The sequence below is a fragment of the Pseudoalteromonas sp. NCCP-2140 genome, from assembly GCF_023708065.1.
Classification (GTDB): Bacteria; Pseudomonadota; Gammaproteobacteria; order Enterobacterales; family Alteromonadaceae; genus Pseudoalteromonas.
This window is the reverse complement of sequence record NZ_BRCZ01000014.1, coordinates 1-24,573: the sequence shown is the minus strand read 5'-3', so window position 1 is coordinate 24,573 and position 24,573 is coordinate 1. Positions and strand designations below refer to the sequence as shown.

Annotated in this window: 19 protein-coding genes and 1 pseudogene; 8 read left to right on the top strand and 12 right to left on the bottom strand. The window is 41.9% G+C overall.

Features of this window, described 5'->3' with window-relative positions; all coding sequences use genetic code 11:
* Nucleotides 1-5: 5 nt before the first annotated feature.
* Both rplC and rpsJ read right to left on the bottom strand, forming a co-directional pair.
* The gene (rplC, locus tag NFU46_RS18495) at nt 6-641 is read right to left on the bottom strand and encodes a 50S ribosomal protein L3 (protein WP_036974218.1); all 636 of its coding nucleotides are present in this window, start codon (nt 639-641) and stop codon (nt 6-8) included.
* A 27-nt stretch (nt 642-668) separates the two neighbouring features.
* Nucleotides 669-980, bottom strand: a complete 312-nt coding sequence (gene rpsJ / locus NFU46_RS18490) for a 30S ribosomal protein S10 (protein WP_002957900.1) — start codon at nt 978-980, stop codon at nt 669-671.
* A 431-nt stretch (nt 981-1,411) separates the two neighbouring features.
* Between rpsJ and plsB the strand changes: the two genes are divergently transcribed.
* Nucleotides 1,412-3,862 carry a glycerol-3-phosphate 1-O-acyltransferase PlsB gene (gene plsB / locus NFU46_RS18485; protein ID WP_251603917.1) on the top strand — a complete coding sequence of 817 codons (2,451 nt, stop codon included), beginning with the start codon at nt 1,412-1,414 and terminating at the stop codon, nt 3,860-3,862.
* Here plsB and tesB read toward each other — a convergent pair.
* Nucleotides 3,859-4,716, bottom strand: a complete 858-nt coding sequence (gene tesB / locus NFU46_RS18480) for an acyl-CoA thioesterase II (RefSeq protein ID WP_054552365.1) — start codon at nt 4,714-4,716, stop codon at nt 3,859-3,861. The two genes, plsB and tesB, sit on opposite strands and share 4 nt — an antisense overlap.
* Before the next feature lie 79 nt (nt 4,717-4,795).
* Here tesB and NFU46_RS18475 point away from each other — a divergent pair, with 79 nt between their 5' ends.
* Both NFU46_RS18475 and NFU46_RS18470 read left to right on the top strand, forming a co-directional pair.
* Nucleotides 4,796-5,257, top strand: a complete 462-nt coding sequence (locus tag NFU46_RS18475; protein ID WP_175078865.1) for an EVE domain-containing protein — start codon at nt 4,796-4,798, stop codon at nt 5,255-5,257.
* Between the two features lie 85 nt (nt 5,258-5,342).
* Nucleotides 5,343-6,374 carry a cytosolic protein gene (locus NFU46_RS18470; RefSeq protein WP_251603914.1) on the top strand — a complete coding sequence of 344 codons (1,032 nt, stop codon included), beginning with the start codon at nt 5,343-5,345 and terminating at the stop codon, nt 6,372-6,374.
* Between the two features lie 26 nt (nt 6,375-6,400).
* On the opposite strand, the gene NFU46_RS18465 is transcribed toward NFU46_RS18470, so the two are convergent.
* Together NFU46_RS18465 and NFU46_RS18460 are read right to left on the bottom strand one after the other, a co-directional pair.
* A complete protein-coding gene (locus NFU46_RS18465) occupies nt 6,401-6,613 on the bottom strand; it encodes a hypothetical protein (RefSeq protein ID WP_054554498.1) in 213 nt (70 codons plus the stop codon).
* Nucleotides 6,614-6,616: 3 nt separating this feature from the next.
* Nucleotides 6,617-7,681 (bottom strand): potassium channel family protein, encoded by a 1,065-nt coding sequence (locus NFU46_RS18460; RefSeq protein ID WP_054563927.1) that lies wholly within the window; start codon nt 7,679-7,681, stop codon nt 6,617-6,619.
* Between the two features lie 145 nt (nt 7,682-7,826).
* Between NFU46_RS18460 and NFU46_RS18455 the strand changes: the two genes are divergently transcribed.
* Together NFU46_RS18455 and NFU46_RS18450 are read left to right on the top strand one after the other, a co-directional pair.
* On the top strand, nt 7,827-8,780 hold the full coding sequence (locus tag NFU46_RS18455) for a chemotaxis protein CheV (protein WP_251603911.1): 954 nt from the start codon (nt 7,827-7,829) through the stop codon (nt 8,778-8,780).
* 115 nt (nt 8,781-8,895) lie between these two features.
* Entirely contained in the window at nt 8,896-10,209 is a 1,314-nt protein-coding gene (locus tag NFU46_RS18450) for a short-chain fatty acid transporter (RefSeq protein WP_251603908.1), read from the top strand.
* 50 nt (nt 10,210-10,259) lie between these two features.
* Here NFU46_RS18450 and NFU46_RS18445 read toward each other — a convergent pair whose 3' ends face one another.
* A complete protein-coding gene (locus tag NFU46_RS18445; protein ID WP_251603906.1) occupies nt 10,260-11,276 on the bottom strand; it encodes a metalloprotease in 1,017 nt (338 codons plus the stop codon).
* Nucleotides 11,277-11,451: 175 nt separating this feature from the next.
* Here NFU46_RS18445 and NFU46_RS18440 point away from each other — a divergent pair, with 175 nt between their 5' ends.
* Nucleotides 11,452-12,672 carry an EAL domain-containing protein gene (locus NFU46_RS18440; RefSeq protein WP_054563931.1) on the top strand — a complete coding sequence of 407 codons (1,221 nt, stop codon included), beginning with the start codon at nt 11,452-11,454 and terminating at the stop codon, nt 12,670-12,672.
* On the opposite strand, the gene NFU46_RS18435 is transcribed toward NFU46_RS18440, so the two are convergent.
* Nucleotides 12,669-13,733 (bottom strand): hemolysin family protein, encoded by a 1,065-nt coding sequence (locus tag NFU46_RS18435; protein ID WP_251603904.1) that lies wholly within the window; start codon nt 13,731-13,733, stop codon nt 12,669-12,671. The genes NFU46_RS18440 and NFU46_RS18435 overlap by 4 nt on opposite strands.
* A 144-nt stretch (nt 13,734-13,877) precedes the next feature.
* Between NFU46_RS18435 and NFU46_RS18430 the strand changes: the two genes are divergently transcribed.
* Together NFU46_RS18430 and NFU46_RS18425 are read left to right on the top strand one after the other, a co-directional pair.
* Nucleotides 13,878-16,373, top strand: coding sequence for a S9 family peptidase (locus tag NFU46_RS18430; RefSeq protein ID WP_251603902.1), 2,496 nt, complete (start codon nt 13,878-13,880; stop codon nt 16,371-16,373).
* A 165-nt stretch (nt 16,374-16,538) separates the two neighbouring features.
* Nucleotides 16,539-17,243, top strand: coding sequence for a response regulator transcription factor (locus NFU46_RS18425; RefSeq protein ID WP_062564684.1), 705 nt, complete (start codon nt 16,539-16,541; stop codon nt 17,241-17,243).
* Nucleotides 17,244-17,251: 8 nt separating this feature from the next.
* Here NFU46_RS18425 and NFU46_RS18420 read toward each other — a convergent pair whose 3' ends face one another.
* From NFU46_RS18420 to NFU46_RS18400, 5 genes and pseudogenes are all read right to left on the bottom strand, one after another.
* Nucleotides 17,252-18,763, bottom strand: coding sequence for a YifB family Mg chelatase-like AAA ATPase (locus NFU46_RS18420; RefSeq protein WP_251603900.1), 1,512 nt, complete (start codon nt 18,761-18,763; stop codon nt 17,252-17,254).
* Nucleotides 18,764-18,801: 38 nt separating this feature from the next.
* Entirely contained in the window at nt 18,802-19,416 is a 615-nt protein-coding gene (locus tag NFU46_RS18415) for a trimeric intracellular cation channel family protein (RefSeq protein WP_251603898.1), read from the bottom strand.
* 304 nt (nt 19,417-19,720) lie between these two features.
* Nucleotides 19,721-23,707 carry a two-component regulator propeller domain-containing protein gene (locus NFU46_RS18410; protein ID WP_251603896.1) on the bottom strand — a complete coding sequence of 1,329 codons (3,987 nt, stop codon included), beginning with the start codon at nt 23,705-23,707 and terminating at the stop codon, nt 19,721-19,723.
* Between the two features lie 405 nt (nt 23,708-24,112).
* Entirely contained in the window at nt 24,113-24,193 is an 81-nt protein-coding gene (locus NFU46_RS18405) for a hypothetical protein (protein ID WP_082874015.1), read from the bottom strand.
* A 136-nt stretch (nt 24,194-24,329) separates the two neighbouring features.
* Nucleotides 24,330-24,573, bottom strand: a pseudogene (locus NFU46_RS18400) (elongation factor Tu); the annotation flags it as partial.

Here is a 24,573-nt window from a genome sequence, read left to right as displayed (position 1 = left end):
AGGACTTATGCTTTAACAGCTGGTTTAACGATAACGTCACCGCCGATAGCGCCAGGTACTGCACCTTTAACTAAAAGCAAGTTACGCTCAGCGTCAACGCGAACTAGTTCTAAGTTTTGAGTCGTTACACGCTCAGCCCCCATGTGACCGGCCATTTTCTTACCTTTAAACACCTTACCAGGTGATTGGTTTTGACCGATTGAACCAGGAGCACGGTGAGATAGAGAGTTACCGTGAGTAGCGTCTTGCATGCTGAAGTTCCAGCGCTTAACACCACCTTGGAAACCTTTACCTTTAGAAGTACCGGTTACGTCAACTTTGTTGATTTCGTTGAATAATTCAACAGTAAGCTCAGCGCCTACTTCAAAATCGCCTTCACCACCATTTAGGCGGAATTCCCACAGACCGCGACCCGCTTCAACACCAGCTTTAGCGAAGTGACCCGCTGCAGCTTTGTTTACACGGCTTGCTTTTTTAGTGCCTGCGGTTACTTGAAGCGCGTTATAACCGTCAGTTGCTTCAGATTTGATCTGAGCAATGCGGTTAGGTGTCGCTTCGATAACTGTCACAGGGATAGATACACCATCTTCAGTGAAGATACGTGTCATACCCACTTTACGACCGACTAGACCTAATGCCATTTTCCTAAAACCTCTCTAATCTTCCGATTAACCCAGGCTGATTTGAACATCAACACCAGCAGCAAGATCTAAACGCATAAGAGCGTCAACAGTCTTGTCAGTTGGTTCTACGATGTCGATCAGACGTTTATGGGTGCGGATTTCGTACTGATCACGCGCGTCTTTATTAACGTGCGGTGAAGTTAGTACAGTAAAACGTTCAAAGCGTGTAGGTAGTGGGATTGGACCACGTACTTGTGCGCCAGTGCGTTTCGCAGTTTCCACGATTTCCGCCGTTGATTGGTCAATCAAACGGTGGTCAAAAGCTTTTAGGCGAATACGAATGCGTTGATTTGACATTCTTAAACCTCAATATAAAGAGCATTTAAAAAGAGCATAAAAAAACGACCGAAACAATCTTAATAACTAAGATGTCGGCTGCTTTCTTATATCTACGATGAATTCCAAATCGGAATTCCTGTTTATTAGCTTGAAATCCAAGCTTAATCTTTCCTTCCAAGTTCCCGAGGGAATTTTGAAAGCCTGCGTATTATAGATAGATTGGTGATAAATGCAACAACTATTTTGAAAATCTCAAAGGTCTAAATTAAATTTTGTTTAATTTTCGAACTTTATCAATAACATTAACGTCTTTAAATTATACTTGTGCGAGTAAAGAGGCTAGAAAATCGCTTTTAAATGGTCAGTCCAGTTAATAATTGTTATTCTATGCCGCTTATTTTTGACCAGACTCGGTCTATTTAATATCTACTAATAACTTTGGTGAGTTGATGCGTATCATTAATCGTTGTTTAAATTTCATTTCTGCCGGTATGAACCGCTTGTTTGTAAAAAGTAAGGTGCTGCCAGAAAATCCGATTGAACAATACAACCTAAACCCAGCCAACCCTACTTTTTATATTGTTAGGTTAAATGCACGCTCTGATTTAGCGGCACTGGCAAGGGTATGTAAAAAATACGGCTTACCTAACCCGACCGAAGAGCAGTTATTAGGTAATGCAGAACTTGATCGCTTTATCGGTATTCAAAACCCACCACCGCTATTTGGTAACAAAAGCAAACCAAGCAATGCCCTGCAGCAAGGCAAACAAATTATTGACCACCTGATGCAATCAGGTGAGAAAAACGTCCAAGTGATCCCGGTGACGATTTTATGGGGCCGAAACCCAGGCAAAGAAAAGCCAGGTTTAGGTACTTTGGTGTCTCATTCATTAACACCCAGCTGGTTTCGTAAATTCTTTGTGTTGCTATTTTCTGGGCGCGATAACTTTATTCGCTTTAGTCAGCCACTCGATTTATCTTTATTGGTCAATGAAAAAGCTGAGGTTGATGAACTACCACATAAGCTTTTACGTGTAGCCCGCGTACACTTTCGTCGCCAAAAATTGGCAGCGACAGGCCCGAAAATGCCATCACGTGAGCAGTTATTTAATTCGCTACTTGCCTCACCAACAATAAAAAAAGCAATTCAAATAGAAGCGAAAGAAAAAAACATCAGCCAAGAACAAGCTCGCCAAAATGCGCTGAAGCTACTTGATGAGATTGCCGCCAATTACAGCGATGCCACCATTCGTGTTGCAGACCGTATTTTAACTTGGCTGTGGAATAAGCTTTATAACGGGATTGATATTAAATTTTCTGAGCAGGTGCATGAGCTTACAGATAAAGGCCACGAGATTATCTATATGCCATGTCACCGATCGCATATGGATTACTTATTGCTGACCTATTCTATTTACCATTTAGGCTTAGTTCCGCCACATATCGCTGCGGGTATTAACTTAAACTTCTTCCCGGCAGGGGGGATTTTCCGTCGCAGTGGTGCTTTCTTTATTCGCCGCTCATTCGCGGGCAATAAACTGTATTCGTCAGTATTTAAAGAGTACCTGAGCCAGTTATTTATCAAAGGCTATTCAGTAAAGTTTTACACTGAAGGTGGTCGTAGCCGTACTGGTCGCTTGTTACCGCCAAAAACAGGTATGCTCGCCATGACATTACAAGCTATGTTACGTGGCATAGACCGCCCTATTTCAATTGTGCCTGTATACATTGGTTATGAGCACGTAATGGAAATTAATACTTACTTAAAAGAGCTTGCCGGTAACGATAAAAAAGGTGAGTCGGTACTAGGTATCTTTAAAGCAATTAAAAACCTTAAAAACTATGGTCGTGGTTATTTAAACTTTGGCGACCCTATATCAATAAACCAATATCTCAATGATCAACAACCTGATTGGCGAGAGTCGATCCACCCAACCGACGTGCAAAAGCCACAATGGCTTGGACCACAAGTCGCTAACCTCGCTGATAAGGTAATGGTTAATATTAATAGCGCCGCTGCACTCAATGCAGTGAATCTACTTGCGATGATATTACTGGTAAATGATAAACACGCGTTAAGTAAACCTAAGCTGATTGCTCAGCTTGAGTTTTATTTACATTTACAGCGAAGCGCAAGCTACAGCGAAAAGGTGACCACACCAGACGAAAGCGCCGAGCAGCTGCTAGAGCATGCACTTAAACTTAATAAGTTTGATGTGATCAGTGATGAGTTTGGCGAAATTATCGCGATTAACGATAAAGAAAAAACACTATTCAACTACTACCGTAATAACGTGTTGCACTTATTTGCAGTACCGAGCTTATTGGCGCTGCATTTATTCAAAGCACATCAAACTACCATGGCTGATTGCCAAGCCTTGATTGCACGTTTTTACCCACTGTTTGCCAAAGAGTGGTTTTTGCATGAGTTAGATGAAAACTACATTACTCGCGTACTCGCAAGCTTCGTTGATCAAGACCTGATTGAAATTGATGGCGATAATATCAAGATCACAAACAGCAACGACTGTTTAGCGAAACTCGAAATGCTCGGTCGCGCCTTAAGTTTAACACTACAACGCTACGCTATCGTGGTTGGTTTTATTCAAACTAGCAGTGGTATTGAGCGTGAAGAACTTGAACACGAAAGCCAAGTGTTAGCAGAGCGCTTAGGTACCTTGCACGGCATTAAAACCCCTGAGTTCTTCGACAAAAAAGTACTTATTGGTTTTATTTCAAGCTTACGAGAGCAAAAGCTAATTACCGAAACAGAGCAAGGCTTAACGGGCAGCAATGAGCTGTGTGAAGTGTATTTATATCTTAAAGCATTGCTGCCAGCACGGGTCTGGCAGTCAATTGACGATATAGTGCAAAGCCAAGCTCAGCACACACAAGATTAACGCTGACGCATGACCCCTTCTTGGATCGTTGAGGCAACCAAATTGCCTTGACGGTCAAAGAACTGACCTCGCACCAAACCACGACCAGAGCTCGCACTTGGGCTATCAATCGAATATAAAATCCAATCGTCTAGTCTAAACGGGCGGTGAAACCACATTGCATGGTCAATTGTTGCAACCTGCATATTCGGCTGCATAAACGATACCCCGTGCGGCTGTAATGCAGTTGGTAAAAATTCAAAGTCAGATGCGTACGCAAGTAAGTAATTATGAATACGCTGATCGTCAGGCATCTCACCATTAGCTTTAAACCAAATATGCTTAACTGGCTCCATCACTTGTGGTTTGAATGGGTTATGAAAGGTCACAGGACGCATTTCAATTGGTACTTCTCGGATGAACTTATTTCGAATTGGTTCAGGAATAAGCTCTGCATTTGCTTGGTAAAATTCAAGCGATGACTTTAATTCTTCAGGCTGTGGTACATCAGGCATCTGCGCTTGATGTGATAAGCCCTCTTCTTCACCTTGGAAAGAAGCTGTCATGTAAAAAATCGGCTTACCATATTGAATTGCTTTTACACGGCGAGTACTAAAACTTTTACCATCACGGATATTTTCTACATCATAGACAATCGGCTTTGCAGCATCACCTGGGCGCAAAAAGTAAGAGTGTAAAGAGTGAACAATACGCCCTTGTGGTAATGTTTCTTTTGCGGCAGATAGAGCTTGGCCCATTACTTGACCACCGAATACAGCTCTAAATCCTAAATCTTGGCTTTGCCCGCGATACAAGCCTTGCTCAATCTCTTCTAACGACATTAATGACAGTAGGTCATCTAATACTTGGCTCATTTATTTATCCTCAATCCCGACAAGCGTTTAATGATACTATAGACTAATTGGAAGTAAATCTTTGTAAGAGCACCTCATTATGGCTTATTGGCTTTTTAAAACCGAACCCGATGCATTTTCAATTGATGATCTAAAAAACGCACCTGAGCAAACCTCTATGTGGGATGGCGTGCGTAATTATCAAGCCCGCAACTTTCTTCGCGATGGTATCAAGCATGGTGACTTGGTAATGATTTATCATTCAAGTTGTAAGCAAGTGGGTGTTGCAGGTATCGCTACGGTGACTCGCGAAGCTTATGCCGACCCAACACAGTTTGATTTAAATAGCGATTACTACGATGCTAAAGCAACTGCTGATAACCCGCGCTGGTTTGTAGTCGATGTACAATATCAAGCACACCTTGAAAAGCTAGTTAGCCTGCAGGCGATTAAAGCCAATGAGTCAATTACCGAAATCGCTCTTAAAAAAGGCGGCCGATTGTCAGTAATGCCTGTCACCGAACATGACTGGCAGCAGATCATCGCAATGAGCGAAAGCTAAGATTCTAAAATGGAAGCCATTTTTAATTAGCTGCTATTTTTGCTATAATTTCGCCCCTTTATTTTAGAGGTACTAAGGGGGATGTATGAAATTATTGTATTGGTTAGAGGAATGGACCAATCTCCCACGCGATGAGCAACAAAGCCTTGTGCCTATGACTGGTGGTGATTTGCTCGGTGATGTTTATGTGAAATACCATATCATTGATGCCAATAAGCCCCTGCTAATTACCTTCTCTCCTGCTGGAACAAATTATCAAGAACATGATATCACTGATGATTTTTCGCCTTGGGCTTATAAGCTCGCGAAAAAGCAAGATGTGAATATCATCGCCTTTCAACATTTAGGCATTAGCAACTGGTTTAGGCACCGTAACCTGTTGTTTTTTATTGAACAGCTAGCACCACTGATTGGCGGGTTCAAAGAGCGGTTAGGTTATGGATTGAGTCGAGGAGGCTTTGCCGTTGGCGCCTTTGCCAATCTATTAAAGCTAGACAAGGTTTTACTCTTTCACCCAGTTAGCACAAAAAATAAAGAAAAAGCGCCATGGGATGATCGCTCAAGTACCGACATCGCGCAAAAATTTGATTGGAACGGTGACTACCACGATTTAGATTTAGGCCATGCAAAGGGTTATATTATTTACGACCCAACGAATCGCATCGACCGAGCTCATGCTAAACGTTACTCACAACTAACCCACTTACGCGTGTTTGGTATGGGTCATAGTGTTCATGCAACATATTTAAATAAGTTTGGCTTTTATAAAGACGTTGCTGTTGATTTTATTAGCCACCAGCAAGTTGATATAGCCCAATTCCGCCAGCAAACCAAAACGCTGCGCTTTAAAGAAGATTATTATCGTCGTCTAAATAAGGCAAACAAGAGTTCGCCACATCGTTTAGCCTTACTAAGCACCGCGCATACAATTTTAGCTGAAGAAAAAGCCGAGCACATGCAAGAGCAAAAAGATGCGATTGATGTACAACCGCTGATTGATGTTGCAATCAAACATCAAGATGAGCACCCAAACGATGCAATTAAGGTCTTAGAAGTAGCGCAGCAACTCTCACCCGATGATCCTGTCATAGATCATAAACTAAAACAGCTGAAGTGACACAGCAGCTGTCAATTTGAGGAGAGTTAACTCTTTGGTTTTACTTTACGGTGTTTCTTGACCCGTCCGTGCTTAGGGATGATTGTTAAGTACATTACTAAAGCTAACCACGAAAAGAAGATGATACCGATTAACCAAGCATTCTTTTCGTGGCCTTGAGTGCGTTTACTATTGAGCACAATGACCACAGGTAAAATGTAGGCACTGAGTACAATAATTAAAAACACAACTTCGTTCATAAATTATACCAACGCTGACCAATCAACTTCGTCACTCAAAACACGCTCCGCAGCAATATAATGCAAAATATCTCCTTCACTTACCACGTAATCAAGTGGCGGGTTTAAGTCCATATTTTTTGCACTCAAATTATGTGCGACACCCAGTAATATAGCATCATGACTATATTTAAAGTGATGAAACAGCTTGCCAAACTCCATTGCTTGCACGCCTTTTGGAATTGGTAAACTAAATTGAGTATCCCCATGTAGTGTCGATAACAGCTCTTCTTGCACACGACTTGAACCTGGGTCTTGCATTGAGCGCACTAAGATCTCGGCTGACTTAGCACTGCTACATTCTACATTGTGGCAATGCTCATGTAGCATTTCGATTTTAGTTTCATCAGTAAAGTGCGCGCTAATGTGGCACTGTTCATTGACCAACTTGCTAATGCGCAGGGCTGTTGTAAACGTTTGGTCATCGTCTTGGCCATCAATGATAATTTTATCGGCGCGATCAATGGCAATTCTTTTCAACTCATCTAAGTCAGTAAAGCTACTTAGACGAGCAAAATCAACCATAGGATTTGCTAAAAACGGATGTTCCATTTGTTCAGTAACCGCCAATAAAATACGACGATCTAAGCGTTTATGATCGGCCAAGATATAGTCAACCATCTTTTTAGTACGTGTATCGTGCCAACCAAAGATAATAATGTGATTGTTTATATGTGCGAAGCTTTTATCACCCGTCATAGCGCGCCTAATTAAATAAGTTACTGTTTGCCCTGTCTTTCCTAACAGAACGCCAAATAATGCTAAACCAAAAGGTATTTGCAATAATGCGACAATCCAACGGCCAAGCTCGGTGCTTGCGCTAAAATCGCCATAGCCAACTGTAGATGTAGTTACTACATAATAATAAAAATAAGTACTAAGTGGTGTGAGCGCTTGCTCTCCTGCAAGCATAAGCAGCCACCAAATAAGTAGCATATGCAAAAGCGTAGTAAATACCACAGCCTGCCAACTTACTTGATCAATGTGACTGCGAATAAGTACCACTAAACGATTAAATATATGATGCATGATCCTTGCGATTTATAGTGGAGGAAATTATCGATACGGTACTGTAATGCTTGCATTTTGGCAACTGATGGAAAATTACTAATGCATGTCGATGAAAAATGATAGTAGACTATACTATCTCTGTATTAGGTGTTTAGGGTGAAATATGTCAGGTGTTCTTGCTTCCGTCGATAAGCGTACGCAACTGGTCGGTGAAAACCGCTTAGAGCTTTTACTATTTTACCTACACAGTCGCCACTTATTCGCTCTCAATGTGTTTAAAGTTAAAGAAGTGGTGAAGTTACCGCAAATTAGCAAAATTCCCCACGCCCACCCTAAAGTTTCTGGGGTTGTAAATATTCGTGGCGAATCAATTCCGGTGATTGATTTGCGCAGAGCGATAAACATGCCTGAAGCTAAACACATCGAAGATACAAACCTCGTTATCACCGAGTACAATCGTACCGTGCAAGGCTTTTTAATTGGTAAAGTTGATCAAATCATCAATATGACGTGGTCAGATATCATGCCGCCGCCAACGGCAATTGGTAAAAATCATTACCTAACAGCCTTAACGAAAATAAAACGCGATGGCCAAGAGCAGCTGGTTGAAATTATCGATGTAGAAAAAGTGCTTGCAGAAATCGTTGAGTACGAAGTCCAAATATCTGAAGACATTCTAGATAAAAGCATCGTGAACGAGTTTGCAGGCCGCAAAATTCTTCACGCCGATGATTCGCCAACGGCTCGTAAACAAGTAAGCGATACCTTGTCGCAACTTGGCATCGAAATCATACCTGCTCGTAACGGACTTGAAGCACTCGAAATGCTAAAAGGCTGGGCTGATCAAGGCAAAGATGTAGAGAAAGAATTACTCATGGTGATCACCGATGCTGAAATGCCAGCAATGGATGGCTACCGTTTAACACACGAAATTCGTAACGATAGCCGCATGAAGAACCTACATATTGTGCTTAATACCTCTTTGAGTGGTAGCTTTAACCAAGCTTTAGTTGAGAAGGTTGGCTGTAATGCCTTCTTATCAAAGTTCCAGCCAATACTGTTAGTAGAAGAAGTTCAAGCCCGCTTAAAAGCAGTGTTAGAACAAGATTCACAGTAAGCACTTTTAGCATCTGTTTTTAAAGGTATAAGCTAAAGCAACGACGTCGCAATTTGCCAATCATCGTTAATCATGATTTATTGGCATTATCGATTCGACGACAACAATAAAAACTATGCTAAATCGCGTTGCCAAACCATTCACTAAACTAGTAGAGCGTTACCTACCCGACCCGTTTGTATTTGTTATATTACTCACCTTGCTGAGCTTTATCGTTGCGAGCCTCTTTACGCCGTCAACGCCCACGCAAGTGCTCGCGGCTTGGGGTGGTGGATTTTGGAACCTATTACAATTTGCCATGCAAATGCTGCTAGTACTGCTAACGGGCTACATGCTAGCGAGTACCCCGGTGATGCGCAGTATACTCAACAAACTCGCGACTCTTGCCAACAGCCCTGCAAAAGCGATCATACTCGTTACGCTCGTGTCTTTATTAGCAAGTTGGCTAAATTGGGGCTTTGGTTTAGTGATTGGCGCTTTGTTCGCCAAGGCAATTGCGAAGCAAACCCGCGTAGATTACCGTTTGTTAGTGGCCAGTGCCTATTCGGGCTTTATTGTTTGGCATGGCGGTTTAGCCGGTTCAGTGCCGCTGACAATCGCAACCGATGGCCACTTTGCAGAGCAAAGTATTGGGGTAATAGGCACCGAAAACACGATTTTTTCGGCATTTAACATCGCTATTGTTGTGGGCTTGTTTATTATCATGCCGCTGGTAAATCGCTATATGTTGCCGAGCGAAAAAGACAGCGTTTATGTTGACCCTGCAAAACTCGATGATGAATCACAACAAATAGCAACACCTACCCGCCCTGCCGAAGTGATAGAGCATAGTCGTTTGCTTGGTATGGGTATAGGTGCCTTTGGTCTTGCCTATTTATTCTATTATTTTGTGCTAAACGAAGGCGGCTTAAACTTAAATAGCGTGATCGCTATTTTCTTATTTAGCGCAATTTTACTGCATCAAACGCCGCATAATTTACTTAGCAGCTTACAGCAAGCAATCCCTAGTGGCGCTGGTATTGTGATTCAATTTCCCTTTTATGCAGGGATCATGGCGATTATGGTAAAAACAGGACTTGCTCAACAAATCTCTGAAGGATTTATTGCCATTGCAACAGCCGAGACACTGCCATTTTGGAGCTTTTTAAGTGCAGGGTTTGTGAATATATTTGTGCCGTCAGGCGGCGGCCAATGGGCAGTGCAAGCGCCGATTGTCATTCCTGCAGCACAAACACTTGGCTCGGATATGCCACGGGTTGCTATGGCTGTAGCATGGGGCGATGCTTGGACTAACCTTATTCAGCCGTTCTGGGCACTCCCCGTACTTGCTATTGCTGGCTTAAAAGCAAAAGACATCATGGGCTTTTGCCTTGTACAGCTGATCATCACCGGCGTGTTTATATCGTTAATGCTGAGCTTTTATCCTTAACACGATATTAGGAAGTGTTAAAAACACTTCCTAATAACTGGCTGTGCATGCTAGCTTGCTAATATCTTCATTGGCAAACTTAGGATTGGGCTTTCTGAATCAGCAAAATGCATCATCACTGCAACGTGGCCTGCAACAACCAGTGCGTACATGACCGCTGAAAAACCTTGCCCGTAAGTATCAAGAGGGATTAGGTGTGAATAATGACGACCACGCCATTCAAATACAATTTCAAGCGCGCCAACAAACAAGAAGAACACGAGGAGCATTAAACCGAAGGTATAGCTCAGCCATAAACCAAATAACACGCCTAATAAGCACACGCTTAAGCCGACCCAAGAACGCATCGAAAAACTAATGCTTTTTAGTACATGACCGCCATCTAGGGGCAGAATAGGTAACAAGTTAAATAGGTTTAACAGTGCACTGAGTACCGCCACCCCGGCGAATATTTCCATTTCTGTGGCGTAGTAAAGCACCACTCCCAGCACAGAGGTAATTAAGCCAAAAGCGGGCCCCATGAGTGAGATCACCACGTCTTGCCATCTGGTGGTAATCTTATCATCAGAAACAGCCAAACCACCGACAAAGGGAATAAGGTAAATACCTTTAGTTTTAATGCCAAAATATTTCATAGCACGCACATGACCATATTCATGCACCACCAAGCAAGCAATTAGCATCAAGGCAAATTCAATGGAAAATAACCACGCATAGCCTGCCACCGAAGCACCCGCTAAAGCCGCTTTCACGACTTTTGCACTTTTGAATAATTTAAAGCCCAGTGCCAGCAAACCAATAATGCCGCGTTTTGGTTCAGCTTCTTGTAACTCAGGTAAAGCAAGTTGGCTCACCTGCTGCTGGTTAACAAAGATTGCTAAGCTTTTTTCGTGCACTTTACTAGTATCAAGGCCAATACGCAGCCCCTGAAAATCAAACTCATAAAGATCTGACTCTGGACTATCAAAGGCAATTGCTTGTTGTTGATGAAAAAGCTGAATTAACTGTGAGCCGTTTAAATGCAAAATAAAGGTTTCGTCTGCGAGGCTCAGCTGAAGTCTGACCATAGTTCTTATAAATACGAATAAAAAGTGCGGCTATTATACTGAGGCCTTACAAAATTACGAATTTCCTTTAGGTACAAGGGGGTATATTTTTCGCACCACAAAACAAGCAAAAAACATGACGAAATACCGTTTATCTACTACTTTTAACTATAGCGTTCTTGTTCATGGAGTGAATATGGTGAAGTCAAATAGACACATTCTCGTAGTGGATGACTCAAAAGCCATCCTGATTGTTATGCATGCCATTTTGAATGAGCTTGAGGTTCCGCACATCACAACCTGCCTAAGTGCAGAAGAAGCTTTAGAAAAAATTAAAAAAGCACCTCGATTCTTTGATGCAATTTTTACTGACCTCAATATGCCAGATATGGATGGTATGGAGCTTATTCGCCACTTAGGCGCTATGAAGTACCAAGGTGCAATTGCCATTATTTCTGAGATGGATCCTAAAGTTATAGACCTTGCCGCAGACCTTGCTCGTAAGCATAACGCTCACTTAATTGGTAACGTCACTAAACCCGTGCAACTTAATCAAGTCTATTTACTACTGCAAAAGCTTGAGCACTTTGCCATTCATGTTGAGCGTACAAAAACCCCTATTTCTGAGTCACTGCTACTACATGCCATCAGTCATAATGAGATTATTCCGTTTTATCAACCTAAGATAAATCGCCACGATAATCGGGTTGAAAGTATAGAGGTGCTTGCCCGTATCAACACAAGCCAAGCAGATGAAATTATCTTACCAGAGCGCTTCATTTGTATCGCTGAAGATCTGGATTTAATAAACCTTATTACTTTTCAATTATTTGAAAAAGCCACTAACGATTTTGCAGAAATTAAAGAGCAGTTTGATCCCAACTTAAAACTGGCGTTTAACTTATCCCCTTCGCAGCTCGAGGACTTAAGCTGCCCTGATAAACTGGCTTTAATACTGCACCTTAACAACCTAACCCCCAGTGAAGTTATTTTAGAAATTACTGAACAGTATGCTCTACGCAGCACTGCACAACTCGAAACACTCAACCGTTTACGAATGCGCGGTTTTGGTATTTCACTTGATGACTTTGGCACTGGCTTTACTAATGTTCAGCAGCTAAAAACGCTGCCGTTTACCGAAATTAAGATCGATCGCACCTTGATTAGCAATATTGAAACCGATCAGTTTTCTCAAGTGATTGTTAGTAGCTTGGTGAATATAGCGATACAAGAAGATCTTGCGATTGTGGCCGAAGGGATTGAACGCGTTGAAGAGCTTGAATATCTCGACCGCTACAAAGAGTTTATTTTAATGCAGGGCTTTTTGCTGTGCCGCCCGAAAGCCAAAGAAGACTTTTTAAATTGGTCACTTTCATGGCGGCAAATGGTAAAAACTGCAGCAGGACATCGCCGCTAAGGTTTACGCTTATCGTCACTGACGATGGTATTACTCGATGCTAAACGTTGTCGCCAACGCTGTTTGGCGACTTTTTGCATATTGGCTGATTGATCATGTTCATCAACAATTTCAAGTCCCATTAATGCTTCAATTAAATCTTCAAGAGTGACAATACCTTGCACATCACCGTATTCATCCACGACTAAACAAATATGTGTGCGCTCAGACAGTAAGGTTTCGAGCAAGGTTGGCACATGCAAGGTTTCTGGTACGGTGTAAATAGGCTTAACAAGCTTGCTAATTTTATAGTCTTCACCTAAACGATGATATGCCAGCATAATGTCATTTTTATGCACAAAACCAATAATATCATCACCATTTTTGTCATAAACCAATACTCTAGAGAACGAAGAAGAACCATGCTCCGCCAAGTATTGGTTTACGGTTAGGTCTTTATGCACTTTAAAAAGCACCGTACGTGGTGTCATTAAGGTATCGAGTTTGGCATGACGAAAATGCAGCAGGCTACGAATGATTTCAGATTCATCTTGCCCAAGCGCTCCAGACTCAGTACCAATATCAGCCATGGCTTCAATCTCTTGGCGAATATAATAGGCTTCATCGTAATTACGCCCCAAAAAGCGCGTTAAAATGTCTGCAAACCACACAAAGGGTTTTAGAATAAACACCAACCAAATTAGGCTCACGCTAACAATGGGTGTTAATCCTCGCCAATAATTAGCCCCTAATGTTTTAGGGATAATTTCAGAAAGCACTAGTACCAATAACGTCATGATTGCTGAAGCTATACCGACGGCAGCATCTGAAAACACCACCGCAGCTTGTGCGCCAACACCAGCGGCACCTGCTGTGTGCGCTATGGTATTTAACGTGAGTATTGCAGCTAAAGGTTGGTCTATATTGTCTTTAAGCTTACCAACACGTTTTGCCAATTGTGGTTGTTGCTTTCTGAGCATGGCAACATAGCTTGGTGTAATACTTAACAGTACCGCCTCCATCACTGAGCACAAAAACGAAACCGCAATGGCAACAAACATATAAACAAGTAACAATGTCACTGTAAGCCCTCTTAAAAAGTTAACCTGCTCACCATAGCAATTGAAAACCACAAGCTCAAACCCGACTGCAATCTAACGCAGAGCACTTTTTGGGTAATTTGCAGCGTGCTATATTGGTTTAAATTACCTTCAACAGGCGAAACTATGACACTTTCAACTACTTGGCTAAGCCAATCAGCCAAGCTAAAAACAACATTCAGTGCATTAGCGTTATGTGCGTTAAGTAATACAGCGATGGCCGCTGCCATTGATAAATCAGCGGTGCAATTTATTGGCCCTCTTGGCGAAGATATGCAACTTAAGCCATATCAAACGGATCATCGCGATGCCATTATTGCTAACCTATTACCTAGCTTGCAAAAAAGCAGCGATAGCATACGCGTTTTTGGTAATGAGCTTGACTGGCAATCATTCGACAAAGTGAGTGCGCTAACACTCGGTGGTTTACAGGCACTCAAATTTACCGCCTCAACTGAACGTTTTAGCCAAGGCTCATTAACACTTAAAGGCATTGAAAACGCGCAGCTGTTTATTGATGGTGAAAAGCAAACAGAAAAAAATAAAAGCTATGAGCTAGCTTTAAGCCAAGGCGATCATCAGTTTGTTATCATCACTGAGCAAGTAGCCAACTGGAATGAGGTTGAGCTTGATTTTACGGCTAAGTCAGAACTAGATACTGTGCAATTTAGCGCTAAACAACAACACGGTTTGTCTGCTAAGCAATTATTTGATGCGCCAACAGTCAGTTATATTTCAATGGCACCAAATGGTGATTACTTCATTACTAGCCAACGTCATTACGAAGATACAACCGCTAATCAAGCACAATATGTTACTGAACTTAAAGACGAAAAAAACAATACACTTTATCGCTTTGAGTCAGCCCAACCAAGTAACATTACTTGGAGCCCAGATAGCAAAAGTTTAGTGTATTTATTAAATGGCGAGCTTAAGCGTTTAAACCTAAAAACCATGCAACTTAGCGTCATTGCTAAAAATCTAGCTGGTGCAAATGGCTTTCAGTTTTTTGATAACAACAGCTTAATTTTTAGTTGGTCAAAGTCTCCAACAGACAATGGCAAGCTCACTAAGCATTACCAAGGCCTGCAAGACCGTTGGTCTTATGCTCGTACTACATCGCAAGTATATTTACTCGATATACCAACAGGTCTTAGCAAAATCTTAAGCCAAGGCCCACTTAGCCATTCACTTGAAGATTTTGACGCTAAAAGCGGTCGCGTCTTAATGAGCCGCTCAGCACAAGCAATGCAGCTATCACCACAGCCAGCAACAGAACTTGTTGAGTTAAACCTAGCTACATCGGCTCTTACGGTACTTGGTCAATACAATACATTTAATCAGGCTAAATATACTGACGACGGAATTTATGTCACTGCCGGACCAGATTTTAATAATGGCTTAGGTCGTAACCTTCCTGAAGGGATGCTTGCTAATAACTATGACGGTCAACTTTATTTACTCAGCCGTGACGGTAAAAAAGCAACCGCTTTAAGTAAAGAGTTTAACCCGGCTATCGGCCAGTTAAATGTGCTTAAAAACGGTGATGCGCTTATTAAAGTTACCGAGCAAGATACCGTACAACTTTATCAATTCGACTTAAGCAAAAAGCGTTTTAATAAAGTGAATACGGGTTTTGATGTTGTTGAGCAAGTTAGCTACTCACACGAACGCACCCCGCGCATTTTGGTTACCGGCACCACAGCGTCAACACCTCAGCAGTTAAAACAACTAAGCTTAGGTAAGAGCCGCGCTAAAGTAATGTGGGACTCTAAGCCAATTGGCTATGAAAATACGCAAGTAGCCTCATTGGAAGAGTTTAACTTTACTAATAAAGATGGCATTGAAATTAAGGGTCGCGTTTATTTACCCCATGATTTAGATAGCAATAAACAATATCCTGCGCTGGTTTATTATTATGGTGGCACTTCGCCAGTAACTCGTGGTTTTACCGGTCGCTACCCATTTAACCTATGGGCTGAGCATGGCTATGTTGTTTACGTTTTACAACCTACTGGCGCAACCGGCTTTGGCCAAGAGTTCTCAGCTAAACACGTCAACGCGTGGGGTGAATACACCGCCAACGACATCATCGACGGCACAAAAGCCTTTTTAGATAAATATAGCTTTGTAGATAGTAAACGTGTGGGTAATTTAGGAGCCTCTTACGGTGGCTTTATGACCATGCTACTCGCAACTAAAACAGATATGTTCAGTGCATCAATTGCCCATGCAGGGATTTCAAATATCACCTCGTATTGGGGTCAAGGTTGGTGGGGTTACTTATACTCAGCAGAGGCATCTAAAAATAGCTACCCGTGGAACAATCCTACACTTTATAGCCAACACAGCCCGGTGTTTCATGCTGACAAAGTAACAACGCCGTTATTACTCCTTCATGGTGATTCAGATACCAACGTACCTGTTGGTGAAAGCCACAATATGTACACGGCATTAAAGTTATTAGGTAAAGATGTTGACCTGATTGAGTACAAAGGTGCAGATCACCAAATTTTTGCTCGAGATAAACGCTTCGACTGGTGGAATACCATGTTGGCTTATTTCGATAAAAACTTAAAAGATCAGCCACAATGGTGGCAATATCTTTATCCTGAAAAGTAGTTTAATCACTTGGCTGAGTACTGTGCGAGTGCTCAGCTTTCACCCTTTTCAACTATAGCTAAGCCATTAAATTGTAAGAAATAGTTACAAACCTCGCCAATACACTTCTCAGCCTTTGCCATACAGTGCTAACATAACAACAAATCAAGTGTGAAATTAAAGCGAATGACTATTCAAGTTTTATTGGTTGAAGACGACGAACTACTCGTTAAACGCATTCTTAATCATTTCAAAGAAACTGAGTTTAATATTGAGGTAGATTCAACGGGGGCCGATGCATTAAGCATTGTGCAATCGCGTGCTTCAACTAAAGAAGCAGTTTCTCTAGCCGTTATCGACATTGTGTTACCAAAACGCGATGGGCTTTTGCTTGCCAAAGAACTTAATGCACTGACTGATATTGGCGTTATTGTGCTGTCTAGTCGTGACTCGCAAGCTGACCGTATTGCAGGTCTTGCACAAGGTGCCGATGACTATATTTGCAAGCCGGTTGACTTACTTGAACTTGAACTAAGAATGCGCGCTCTTTTTAAGCGCATAAAAGGCTCTCAGCAAGATGATGAGAGTGAAGAGTTTATTGAATATGCCGACTTTAAACTGCACCCAGATAACCGCACATTAGTGACCCCTAATGGTGAAGAGTCTCGTCTTACCGAAGCAGAGCACAAGGTACTTATTTGCCTTATTGCAAATGCAGGTAAAGCGACATCGCGTGAAAAAATTTCCGAAGAAATTGGTCAACCTGACTGGAGCCCAAGCGATCGTACCGTTGATGTACTTATTGGCCGCTTACGTAAAAAATTAAGCGATGAAAAAGACCAAAAACGTATCGTTACCGTTCGCGGCAAAGGTTACATGCTCTCTATTTAGCAAGTTATCTAATACTGCGTTAATTGACTAATTAACCGTTCAAAGGCGCGATAATTCAGCGCCTCTTTTAATTCATTTAAGGTAATTGCGGGCTGTACTTTCAAGTCGCTAATGGTACGCGCAACTTTAATAACACGATGATATGAGCGTGGTGATAAAGCCAGTTTTTCGCTGGCTTTTGCTAAAAACTGCAGCTCAGCAGCTGCCAACTCACAATGAATGCTCATTTCTTTATTATTCAAGCGCGCATTCACTTTGCCTTGCCGGTTAAGTTGAATTGCATAAGCTCTTTCAACTCTGGCTCTTACTTGTTCACTGCTTTCTTCTACTTGCGTGCTCTGTAATTGGCTACTGGTGAGTCTAGGCAGCTCAATTTGTAAATCAATCCTATCGATAAATGGTCCAGATACTCGAGATAAATAGCGCAATACTTGATCAGGCGTTGCACGCTTATCAGTATGACTTCCTGTAGGGCTTGGATTTAATGCGGCGATCAGCTGGAATTGCGATGGAAATTCCATTTGTCGAGCCGCTCGCGATATAGTCACCACGCCCGTTTCCATTGGTTCACGCAGTGAATCGAGCACTTTTCTTTCAAACTCGGGCAGCTCGTCTAAAAACAATACGCCATTATGAGCAAGAGAGATTTCCCCCGGCTTAGGGTTCGAAGAGCCACCAACAAGGGCAACCGCAGAGCAAGTATGATGTGGATTTCTGAAGGGTCGTTCACGCCAATTCGATAAATCAACCGATTGACCAATTATCGAATATAACGCGGCGGTACTAATTGCTTCATCATCCGACATGGTTGGCATAATCGTAGGCATACGCTGGGCAAGCATTGACTTGCCTGTACCTGGAGGGCCAAGAAACAGTAAATTATGGCCACCAGCGGCTGCTATTTCGAGTACCCTTTTCGCGCCAGGTTGGCCTTTCACATCACTTAAATCGAGTAGCGTGTCACGCTGCGACTGCTGCTCTGGATAGCAAATATTAAGTGGCAGGGGTTGCTGATTTAATAAGTCATTCCAAACATCTTGTAAGGAGTAAACAGCTTTTCGAGCGACGCCCGAAACAAGGCTTGCGAGATTATCGTTTTCAGCGGGTAAGAAACAACAACGACCCTGCTCTTTCGCTCCTAACACCGAAGGTAAAATAGCATTTACCCCTCTTACTTCACCATTTAAAGCCAACTCTCCGTAAAACTCATAACGATGAATATCAGGGCTGTTTATTTGCCCAGAGGCGACTAAAATCCCCACAGCAATAGCCAGATCAAAACGGCCACCTTCTTTAGGTAAATCAGCAGGCGCAAGGTTTACGGTTATTCGTTGATCTGGAAAACCAAACTGAGAGTTTTCGAGTGCGCTACGCACTCTATCTTTTGATTCTTTGACTGACGCTTCAGGCAAGCCAACGATATGAAAAGCTGGCAAGCCATTTCCTAAGTGTACTTCTACTATCACTTCAGGAGCTTGCACACCCACTTGTGCACGTGAAAATATTCTAGCTAAAGACACGATCCATGATGTCCCTATCATTCATCCTTAAATTAAGTTTAGTCGGGATATTTAAAAACGTGTAATGTCAGTTTCCATTTCATTGCAGCTAAACGCAGTGATAAGGTCATTAGCATGGCTAATATCATAGCTACTTCGGTCACTAAACCCAGCGAAATACTTAATGTATAAACAATGCCACCAGCGATACAAGCAATGGCATAGAGCTCGCCCTTTAATAGCATCGGCATATTCCCAGCCAGCACATCACGGATAACACCGCCAAAGCAGGCTGTTATTACACCCATGATAATCGCCGTGGTGTCTGGCATCCCTGCGAGCATGGCTTTTTGTGTGCCCATCACCGCAAAAAATGCCAAACCGAAAGCATCAGCAACTTGCAGCGCATTAAGTGAAATCGATCGCTGTTTATTGATTAATCGAGTGGTGACAAATACAGACAATAAAATAGCCCAAAAGTAGCTTTGATCATGTAGCCAAAATACAGGAACATCTAAAATAACGTCGCGTACACTCCCACCGCCAATAGCAGTGACTGTGGCTAACACAACAACCCCAAAGCCATCCATTTTTTTGTTGTACGCCAGTAGCGTTCCAGAAACTGCAAACACGGCTACGCCGAATAAATCAAACCAATGGTAAAGTTCAGTCATGTTTGTAACTAAAAAGTAATGTTAGTGCCGTTGTAACATAAACTTTTCAATCTTTTAAGCGAAGTTGTAATAAAAATCGGCTCTTGAAAATTTAAGAGCCTTAACTCAAAGGAAGTAAAAAATAGATGGGGCTCGCTGTAGTCCTTAACCATAATCTGTACTCAGTCATGTTTGCCCGTCAATGATAAACAAAGAGCCCCAAAACTACGAAGATATAATTAGATTAGGTTAACTGTAGAAAATATGTATGCATTATGCCGACAAAAATGTACTCAAATGCGACATTTTCATAATTAACAGCCAGTTATATGTAATGACATTGATACTCTTTCGCCGTCATGCCATATTTTGCTTTAAAAAATTTAGAAAAATACGAGCGTGACGAAAATCCCACATCGTCTATTACTAAACTTATTTGTTGGCCTTTCCTAAGAAGTTCGGCTGCTTTGGTTAGTCGATAATTTCGTAAGTACTCACTGGGTGTAATGTTTAGTAGGACTTTTAACTTGCGTTGTAACTGACGCTCACTAAGCGCTAACTCTTTCGCACAATTCACCATAGAGAAACCTTGTTGCTGGTAATGCTCAGCAACATATTTTCCTAAATTTTCAAGCAACTGTTTATCACGAGGATCAACTTTAATTGATTGCTTAGTTTGAGAATTAAGAGGTAACCCCATAATTTGCTGCTGCGAATATAAGCTAACCCAATGTATCCAGTTCTCTACTTTTAAAAAGAGCTCTTCCCTATCAAATGGTTTAGTGATCACATCTAGCGCATGCTGTTTTAAGCTGCTAATTCGGGTTTCGTAGTCGCCCTTTGCAGTTAAAATAACCACTGGGATATGGCATGTAACGGGCGAATTGTGTAATGAATCTAACACAGTAAAGCCATCGACTTTTGGCATCATTAAATCAGTGATGATTAAATCTGGTACTTGGCTCAGCGCTATTTGCAAACCGACTTGACCATCTTCAGCTAATAATACTTGATAACGCTGCTGTAACTCTGTTTTTAGGTAATGACGTAGCTCGTCATTATCTTCAATAATTAATACACTCGCTTTGTCATGATTCTCTGTTGATTTTAGACTTGTGCTATCAACTGGAGTTTGCTCTGCAAATTGCGCTGTTTTAAATGCGAGTTTAAAGCTGGTCCCTTCCCCTAGGTGACTTGACAGCTCAATAGTACCTTTGTATTTATCAACCAAGCGCTTAACGATAGTTAAACCAACGCCACTTCCTGCTATATTTGCATGACAACTCACTCTGTAGAATGTATCAAACACCTTGTCTTTTTCAGCGTCAGCAATGCCCTTACCTGTATCGGTTACTTCTATGTTGGCAAGTTCACCTGATGCGCTTACGGTTAAGCTAACTTGACCTTGCTTAGTATATTTAAAGGCATTACTTAATAGATTGGTAAGAATGGTGATCACCCCTTCTCGGGTGCTTTCAATAAATACAGCCTCTTCAATATCGACCTGAAAGTCGATGGACTTTTCACCTAACACAGCAAACTGCCCTGCGACCTCTCTGGATATTGCCGATAATGACACAACTTTAATAATCTCTTCATGGCGCTCATCATAGCGAGTCAAGGTTAATAGCTTATCGACCAAGTTTTCTAAACGCCGACTATTACGCAGTACCAAATTCAGTTGCTCTCGCTTTTCAGTATTTCGCTCATCTGCGATTAGCTTTTGCAACGGCGCAATTAACAAACTCAAAGGAGTACGTAATTCATGTGATGCATGTGTGAAAAAGCGCACTTTATTTTCGAGTGAGTCACTCAGAGCATCAGCTTGCTGTTCGATTAGCATTTTTTGCTCTGCAATTTCATCAGTGCGTTCGCTAACAATTTGCTCCAGATAATATTTTTGTTTGCGAATACGGCGAGTCCAAAGCACTGTGAATAACCACACCATAGCCAAAATCAGCATGGCTGCTAGCAGATAAAACTCACTTGTTTGCCACCAAGGCGCAAGAACCGTTATGTTTAACAGTAATGGGGTGAGCGCATTAGCCCCATTTTCACTACTAGCATTAACTTTCAACTGATATTTACCAGCAGGAAGATTAGTGTAGTCAACAGATAAAAACGGCCCTGTAGCTTTTCGCCATTGCTGTTCAAAGCCTGCTAACTGATAGGAGTACTGGTTAGTCTGTGGCTCAGAGTAGTGTAGGTAACTAACCTGAAAATGAACCCGTTTAATTCCCGCAGGAATAGTCACTGAACGGCTTTTTTCTATTTGGTATAAACTGCCTAAACGGCTGATTCCCTGATTTACCACATCCTCATCATCAAACTGCAAACTAGTGAGTGCTAATTGCCCGCCAATATTATTAACTTCAAGGTCAGCAGGATTAATCACGCTAACCCCTTGTGTGCCACCAAACATCAAGCGGCCATCACGGGTTTTTAAATAAGCACCGGCATTAAATTCATTACCTTGTAAGCCATGGCGAGCTTTATAGTTTTTAATGCTCATGGTTGCAGGATCTATTTTAGCGAGACCGTTATTAGTACTTAGCCAGACCCAACCTTCGTTGTCTTTTAACAACGCATAAACGACTTGATTAGGAAGGCCTTGAGCGACATTAAGCTGATGAACTTGCTGGTTGCTCAAATCAATAATATTTAAGCCGTTCGATGTTGCGAGCCACATTTGCTGATCAATTTTTAAAAACGCTCGCACTGTATTATCAGATAAAGCCAAGTCACCTTTACGGTAATTAGTGAGGGTATCGGTTGCAGCGTTGTAATGATAAGCCCCATCACCATCTGTACCTATCCACAGATCTGCTTGCGAAGTTTTATATAAACTCGTCACCCGCGCCGTTGGAATTACAAGTTGAGTATTCGCTACAGGCTTTGCAAAACTAATAAATTTGCCGCGCTGCCTATCAAAGCAAAACAGCCCCCCTCCATTAGTGCCGACCCAAACATTATTTTTCTCATCGACTAAAAGGGCATATATACTGTTTTCAGTTAAGCCATGCTCGCCTTCATCTGCTCGAAAGTGACTGATGCTGCCATCTGTATGCAAAACATCAATCCCTTGCTGCCAGCTGCCAATCCATATATCGCCATTACGATCTTCGGCGATGGCTTTAATTGCATTGCTACTGATTGAATACGGTGAACTTTCGGTGGTTATGCGTTCTAAACGATTTAATTGCTGATCAAGAATATCGATACCGCCACCCCAGCTGCCATACCAAATACGTTGCTTTGAGTCTTCAAATAACGCCCACGCATCGTTACTTGAAAGTGGCGTTGGCTTTTTTAACTTACTAAATTGCAATGATGCTGGGTCGAGCTTACTGATCCCATGTGCAGTACCAAACCACATAATGTCGCTACTGTCTCGGTAGATACTATATACCCGGTCATGAGCAAGACTATATTTATCAAATGGGTCATGCACTAAGACGGTGAAACTTGCATTAATAGGATTGTAAACATTAATACCGCCGCCTCGCGTTGCCAGCCAAACTTGGCCTTGACTATCAAACTCAATATCACGAATTTCATTACTACTAAGCCCCGAATTATCATCTTTAGAGGTAAGCCACTGCGTTATTGTTTTTGTACTTAACTCAATCTTATATAAACCACCGCCCTGGCTTGCCAACCAAATACTGCCATCAGCAGCCTGTTTGATAGCAAAGATACTGGCATGAATATCTACAGGCTCAGCAAAGCCAGAAAAAACCGAATTGATTTGTTTATTATTAATAAGGTCATAATGAAGTACCCCAGCCCCATGAGTACCAATCCAAAGGATGTCAGCAATTTTTGATAGCGCATAAATAGGCTTTTTTAACCCTGTTATTAACGTTTCAAGCTGCTCTTTTTGCTTATCGTAACGAAACAGGCTGCCGTCGTAAGTGCCAATATAAACTTGCTGTTGCGTCACCAATAAACTGGTAATGCGGCGCTCTTTTAAAAGCGGCTCAGAAAATTGATAATCATGTAATGCGAGCTGGTTTACACCACTATTTCGAGTACCTATAAACAGCTGTGATTCGCTATCAAGTGCCAATGGATAGATATAGTTATTAGCTAGGCTATTTGTCTCATCAGATGCTGTGAATACAGTAAATTCATTGCCATCAAAGCGATTTAAGCCTGCCTGTGTTGAAAACCACATAAAACCTTGCTGGTCTTGCACAATATCGAACACAACACTTTGCGATAACCCATCTTCAATATCGTAATTATGAAATGCAGACCAAGCTGAAGGTAAAAACAGAAGTGCTAACAGCGCTATAAAAAAACGGATCATCCCTAAATCTACACATTTATTATTAGTTATTAATCAAGCGTAGTTCAGTTCAGCTAACATTCATAATCATTTCCCAATTTAGGGATGAATAACTAGGATAGATATCAAGGGGTTGGATTTAGATATGAGTTAGCGAGGATAAAGTTTAAAGGGGCGAGGTCAAGCCTATTTGCAGAATGGCTATTTGAGTTCATAAAAGAAAAGGTTTACATGGATTGTGTTGGGTTTCGCTTCGCTCAAACCAACCTACCCGAAGAATGAACACGGCAAATGCTGAGTGAGACACCACACTAACCAACCCCACTCTTCTGATCTGACGTCTGAAAGCTGATAGCTTTTCTACAGACATTAAAAAAGGCCGCCTAGGCGACCTTTTTATAAGCTGTGAAGCTCTATCTGTTGATATTACTCAACGATAGTTGCAACAACACCAGCACCAACTGTACGGCCACCTTCACGGATAGCGAAGCGTAAACCTTCGTCCATTGGGAATTTGAAGGCGGCAGATTAGCCTTTCACTCTAAACTGCTTAAAACTTAAAGCTGACAGCTTTTTTCACCCATAAAAAAACCCGAGACTAAGCTCGGGTTTTTCTTAATGCTTGATGCATTACTATAGTTGATTACTCAACGATAGTTGCAACAACACCAGCACCAACTGTACGGCCACCTTCACGGATAGCGAAGCGTAAACCTTCGTCCATCGCGATTGGGCAGATTAACTCTACAGTCATCTTGATGTTGTCACCAGGCATTACCATTTCAACGCCGTCTGGTAACTGTACGTCACCTGTTACGTCAGTTGTACGGAAGTAGAACTGTGGACGGTAACCTTTGAAGAATGGAGTGTGACGACCACCTTCATCT

Bases quoted from the DNA above. Each gene is read 5' to 3' on its own strand.
- rplC (WP_036974218.1), bottom strand. From the start codon at position 641: ATGGCATTAGGTCTAGTCGGTCGTAAAGTGGGTATGACACGTATCTTC.
- rpsJ (WP_002957900.1), bottom strand. From the start codon at position 980: ATGTCAAATCAACGCATTCGTATTCGCCTAAAAGCTTTTGACCACCGT.
- plsB (WP_251603917.1), top strand. From the start codon at position 1,412: ATGCGTATCATTAATCGTTGTTTAAATTTCATTTCTGCCGGTATGAAC.
- tesB (WP_054552365.1), bottom strand. From the start codon at position 4,716: ATGAGCCAAGTATTAGATGACCTACTGTCATTAATGTCGTTAGAAGAG.
- NFU46_RS18475 (WP_175078865.1), top strand. From the start codon at position 4,796: ATGGCTTATTGGCTTTTTAAAACCGAACCCGATGCATTTTCAATTGAT.
- NFU46_RS18470 (WP_251603914.1), top strand. From the start codon at position 5,343: ATGAAATTATTGTATTGGTTAGAGGAATGGACCAATCTCCCACGCGAT.
- NFU46_RS18465 (WP_054554498.1), bottom strand. From the start codon at position 6,613: ATGAACGAAGTTGTGTTTTTAATTATTGTACTCAGTGCCTACATTTTA.
- NFU46_RS18460 (WP_054563927.1), bottom strand. From the start codon at position 7,681: ATGCATCATATATTTAATCGTTTAGTGGTACTTATTCGCAGTCACATT.
- NFU46_RS18455 (WP_251603911.1), top strand. From the start codon at position 7,827: ATGTCAGGTGTTCTTGCTTCCGTCGATAAGCGTACGCAACTGGTCGGT.
- NFU46_RS18450 (WP_251603908.1), top strand. From the start codon at position 8,896: ATGCTAAATCGCGTTGCCAAACCATTCACTAAACTAGTAGAGCGTTAC.
- NFU46_RS18445 (WP_251603906.1), bottom strand. From the start codon at position 11,276: ATGGTCAGACTTCAGCTGAGCCTCGCAGACGAAACCTTTATTTTGCAT.
- NFU46_RS18440 (WP_054563931.1), top strand. From the start codon at position 11,452: ATGGTGAAGTCAAATAGACACATTCTCGTAGTGGATGACTCAAAAGCC.
- NFU46_RS18430 (WP_251603902.1), top strand. From the start codon at position 13,878: ATGACACTTTCAACTACTTGGCTAAGCCAATCAGCCAAGCTAAAAACA.
- NFU46_RS18425 (WP_062564684.1), top strand. From the start codon at position 16,539: ATGACTATTCAAGTTTTATTGGTTGAAGACGACGAACTACTCGTTAAA.
- NFU46_RS18415 (WP_251603898.1), bottom strand. From the start codon at position 19,416: ATGACTGAACTTTACCATTGGTTTGATTTATTCGGCGTAGCCGTGTTT.
- NFU46_RS18410 (WP_251603896.1), bottom strand. From the start codon at position 23,707: ATGATCCGTTTTTTTATAGCGCTGTTAGCACTTCTGTTTTTACCTTCA.
- NFU46_RS18405 (WP_082874015.1), bottom strand. From the start codon at position 24,193: ATGGACGAAGGTTTACGCTTCGCTATCCGTGAAGGTGGCCGTACAGTT.